Origin of the sequence: Nostoc cf. edaphicum LEGE 07299, from assembly GCF_015207245.1 — a bacterium.
In the GTDB taxonomy this organism is placed as follows: domain Bacteria; phylum Cyanobacteriota; class Cyanobacteriia; order Cyanobacteriales; family Nostocaceae; genus Nostoc; species Nostoc edaphicum_B.
In genome coordinates this window covers 1-4,271 of sequence record NZ_JADEXF010000488.1, presented here as the reverse complement: position 1 = coordinate 4,271, position 4,271 = coordinate 1, and the positions used below count along the sequence as shown (strand labels likewise).

Here is a 4,271-nt window from a genome sequence, read left to right as displayed (position 1 = left end):
CCAATGGACTTTGCAATACGTAATCCAGTAGTTGGACATAGTTCGCATATTGATGAAAAAGCGCAAAACTGGGGAGGATTTGAGTCTGATATTCTGGGCTATCTCTCCGATATAAATAAACTCGAACAGTTTGCGGATTATGCGAATAATGCCCAAGAGTTGAGTGATAGATTAGAGCCATTTTTGGACAACGCCAAGGTCGTCTTTGAGGCGATGGAGAAGTTAACCAAAGGGCAAGTAACCTGGGTCGAACTTCGTAAACAATACGGCTCTCATGTTGCGGGTGCTATCGCCAAAATTCGCAAACTCAATTCGGAATTTGATTCAGAGATGAGTAAGATAGCTGCCCAAGATAGAGCAGACCTTCTGCGAATTGACCAAAAACGTAAGCACGGACTAGCCGAAGTTGCAGCCCAATTACACCACGATTTGCAAGCAGAATTGTGGAGACATGAAAACAAAATTAGCGGCATCGAAAATAGGCAAGTTGTGCAAGCCGAAAGACAGGCAATCACTACGGGATTAAGAGAGAAACGACAACAACTTTTAGCCCGTGCGCGGTACGGCTCAAGAGCTTTAGAACCGAATCAAACGCCCCAGGAAGTGATACCAATTCAATCCCAAAATCATGCACCAGCGTCTAGTGTTTCTGCAACAGGAACAGTTCGCGGTTGGGGTGCGATGTTAGGTAACTTGTGGCAGAAGTTAGGCGATAGATAACTATTAGTTGAAAGGACACAGGCTGATGCTAGTAAGGAAACGAAATGAAGATCCTCATAGCGTCAGCCCTTTTTCATTTGAAGGGCTGGCACAAACACCATCACAACAACAGCAACCAGAACAACCACAACCATTACCAGAGAACAACAGAGGTAGAACATTTAGACGTGCTGGTAATGCAAGTGAAATTGTCGCTGGTAGTTGCTTGAATAGTGCAGTTATTTTTGCCTTTCATCTGTTGCAAGTTCACCCAGTTGGAATGTTCCTAGCTGTGGGTACTGCACACTTGTACTTTACTGCCACTGCAACAGGTGAAGGGTTTAATAATTTCGTTACTAATTTAATGACTGGTTGCAGTGCATCACTGGCGTTATTGTGTGCGCTTTCTGAACCGATTAGTGAGTGGAACGAAGCGAGAACTTCTACACAAACAGCTAATACTTCAATTGAAAAGATGTATCAGCCCAAAATTACGGATTATTCAAGTTGGGGCAGTGGTGCAGGAGTGGCGATAGTCATAGCGATATTAATGGTTTTTCTATTTGGTGGCAGGAGAGGTAAATGAATAGTTTTATTAGGTTTCTTTTTCGTTTTTTACCAGATTCATTTATCGAAGAAGTTAACGCGGCCAGCCTTGATGAGTTAGATAACCGTGGGCTAATTATTTGGGCTGACGATGTTGATTCGGGTGCTGTTATCTGGGCTGAAGAAATGGACAAGGATAATAATGAATTACTTAACTGACAAACATAAACAGTTATCCGAGTCGCAACAATCGGGTTTTATGTTGTGGTTCGGACAGTTACCAATGGACAAGAAAGCTGTTGCAATTGGGCTTAGTTTGACTGTGGGTATTAGCTCGGCTGCGATGGCTTGGAAAGGGGAATCAAGCGACCGCATTTATTTCTGCGTTCGGACTCCCCAGAGAAAATTGGTATGCCAGGATCAGAATAACAGACCATTTCGCATGACCCCATTTTATTGGTCACAGTGGCAGTTAGAAGGAATGCCGCGCCAAGTAGTGAGAGATCCAGCAATGGGGGTAAATGGGTTAGTGAAAGCGACTAACCCATATAAACCGTTTTGGGCGTTTGGCGGATTCCTGGGGTTTGCCCTTGCTGGGTGGATGCTGCGCCACTGCCAGGATGAAGAGAAGCAGAGGGCAGTTTTTGAAGACATCGCCCAAAAACGGGATGCTGCAAAAGCAGAGATGGCCGCACGTTCCGAGCTACTAGAGAGTTACCGAGACGTTGCGATCGCAGAAGTCCAACTGCAAGCTGACCTGGATCTAGTCGCCAATGATCGCACAGTAGACATCCAAAAAGCCGAGATTTACGCCCACACTGAGATTGAAGTCACGCAAATGGAGGCATCGGACGCAATCTTTGAGGCGCAAACGGCGGGGATGAGTGAAGAACAGAAGGCAGATTACATTAAGCAGCTACGTGAGATGAAAACGCCCTATCTGCAAGGTAGCCAGACTTTACAGGGGACGATTGACCCGAACGACAAGGTTACTGGTTCTGAGCCAAAAGCGATTGCAGACGGCGACAAATATCGCTGGATCAAAAACACCATCGGCTACCCCACTTTAATCTTTGGTGGCATGGGTGCAGGTAAGTCCTGGACTACCAGAGAGATTATTTGGGCAAAGCGTCAAGCCGGTTGGAATCAAATCTTTGTACTTGACCCTCACGGAACAGAAGTCGAATGGCGAGGGGTGAGGCTGATTACTGGTTACAGGGAAATAGCCGACTTTATGCAATGGTACATGGCTCAAATGCGCCGCCGTTACAAAGCCTATCGTGAAAGTGGAATGGTTGAGGAGCAATGGACGCAACACTTAAGAGACACAAACCAACATTTCTGTGTAGTCGCTGAGGAGTTTACAACTTGGACGGATAACATTGTTGAGCCAATGCCAGACGATTGTGAGGATGAAAAATGGAAGCCCGACCCTGATTTTATTGGTAAATGGTTTCGCTGTGCCATGACTGAATCTCGCAAACAATTAATGATTCCTTTGTTTGTAGCTCACGACCGCACAATGGAGATTTTAGCCAAAGCCAAAGGATTATCAAAACTTCGGGATGCTGCACTGTTGGAAGTAGAACTAATCGCAACTATCGACCCAATCACCACAGAAGCTAAAGCTAGCGGTATGGGTAAGATTAAATTACCTGGGCATGGGCAATGGATTGATATTGAATTGCCTAAACTCGACCACAAGCGAATTGATTTTCGGCTTGATAAACCTGTGACCAGTAATGAACCCCCAACCATCGATAAAGCTACTCTAGAGCGCATTTATGAACTGGAATTCAATCTTGGTAACAAAGCAGGTGATACCCAAGATGAACCTAAAAAACTGTCACCAATGGCGCAAAAACTGTATGAATATCTCACCAGAACTGAACGAATTGAAGCTGATGTAAGAGAGTTCAAGGGCAACTTTAAAGTGAACGGTGAGAGATTCACTGTAGAGCAAATCAAGGGTTGGATGTATGAAATTGTTGGAGCATCTTTAGCAGACTGGATAGGCGAGGGTGTTATCAAGCTTAATCAAATTTGACTGCGATTGGTGTAAGAGTGTCTAGCCTCAAAAACACCCTTTTTTAGCGGACACTGGACACCGGACACCACAGAGACTAAAGCTTGAAAGCCTTATCTAGTATAGACACCAGCAGACACTACTCCAGACACCACCCAGACACCAAGTGTCTAGATGGTGTCCCGTAGACACCAATAATAAATCAGCCAATAAATAGCCATTTATTATTAGAGAATTAATACGCATCATGCTGACAATAGTAATCGTTGAAAAAGAACCATTTACGCTCTTAGGTATTAAAACTGCTCTTTCACAAACTCATAATATAAAGGTTAGTGGTGAAGCGACTTGTACAGAGATAGCTTTTCAGTTAGTTGAACAGAAATGGTCTCTAAAGTTGTGATTCTTACTAATCAAACTGATGAAGACATTGCAGGAAAAATGTTGCTCGCTCTGAGTACAGTTAAAACTCATGTCAGTGTTTTGTATAGCAAATGGCACGTTAAAAACCGTGCTGAGGCTATCAAAAAAGGCTCAATGCTTGGTTATCTTGACTATGCTTCTGTTGTTAATGAAGGATTTTAGGGTGAGGAGATGGAGAGGATTAAGTCTGGTATCTAAAGGCTATTGATTGTATTATACACTTGTCCTACTTTCTTATTTGTTTTACAAGCTAACATTTATAATAAAGTTATGCTAAGACAGGAACAATTGCAGAAAAAAATCAGCGATGGTCTAGCTATATTAGAGTTTTCTCTAGAAAACAGAGGACTAATTGGACTTTTCGACCAAAATATTGTGGCACAATCTTTTTTTGCAAAACTTCTCAATATTATTTACGGCTATGACTTGATTAATCTGGATACAGTTGACAAAAATAGCCCTGGTATTGATTTAGGTGATAACTATCGAAGAATTGCATTCCAAGTAACTTCTACCAAAACTTCTGCCAAGTTCAGGAAACGCTGTGGAAATTTTTGGAAAAGGAGCGGTATAAGCA

6 protein-coding genes are annotated in these 4,271 nt (G+C 43.1%); all 6 read left to right on the top strand.

What is annotated here, in order from left to right:
• The coding region (locus tag IQ229_RS15360; RefSeq protein WP_322743997.1) for a hypothetical protein at positions 1-720 on the top strand (720 nt) is incomplete at its 5' end.
• Positions 721-745: 25 nt separating this feature from the next.
• Entirely contained in the window at positions 746-1,285 is a 540-nt protein-coding gene (locus tag IQ229_RS15355) for a hypothetical protein (protein ID WP_194045039.1), read from the top strand.
• Positions 1,282-1,464: a hypothetical protein gene (locus IQ229_RS15350; RefSeq protein WP_194045037.1), complete on the top strand. Its 183-nt coding sequence runs from the start codon at positions 1,282-1,284 to the stop codon at positions 1,462-1,464. The genes IQ229_RS15355 and IQ229_RS15350 overlap by 4 nt, the downstream gene beginning before the upstream one ends.
• Positions 1,448-3,292, top strand: a complete 1,845-nt coding sequence (locus IQ229_RS15345) for a hypothetical protein (protein ID WP_194045035.1) — start codon at positions 1,448-1,450, stop codon at positions 3,290-3,292. Before IQ229_RS15350 ends, IQ229_RS15345 begins: the two co-directional genes overlap by 17 nt.
• 363 nt (positions 3,293-3,655) lie before the next feature.
• A complete protein-coding gene (locus IQ229_RS24105) occupies positions 3,656-3,856 on the top strand; it encodes a helix-turn-helix transcriptional regulator (RefSeq protein ID WP_228013489.1) in 201 nt (66 codons plus the stop codon).
• 42 nt (positions 3,857-3,898) lie between these two features.
• The coding region (locus IQ229_RS15335; RefSeq protein ID WP_228013488.1) for an SMEK domain-containing protein at positions 3,899-4,271 on the top strand (373 nt) is incomplete at its 3' end.

Excerpts from the sequence above, each read along its gene's own strand:
- IQ229_RS15355 (WP_194045039.1), top strand. The coding sequence starts at position 746 with ATGCTAGTAAGGAAACGAAATGAAGATCCTCATAGCGTCAGCCCTTTT.
- IQ229_RS15350 (WP_194045037.1), top strand. The coding sequence starts at position 1,282 with ATGAATAGTTTTATTAGGTTTCTTTTTCGTTTTTTACCAGATTCATTT.
- IQ229_RS15345 (WP_194045035.1), top strand. The coding sequence starts at position 1,448 with ATGAATTACTTAACTGACAAACATAAACAGTTATCCGAGTCGCAACAA.
- IQ229_RS24105 (WP_228013489.1), top strand. The coding sequence starts at position 3,656 with ATGGTCTCTAAAGTTGTGATTCTTACTAATCAAACTGATGAAGACATT.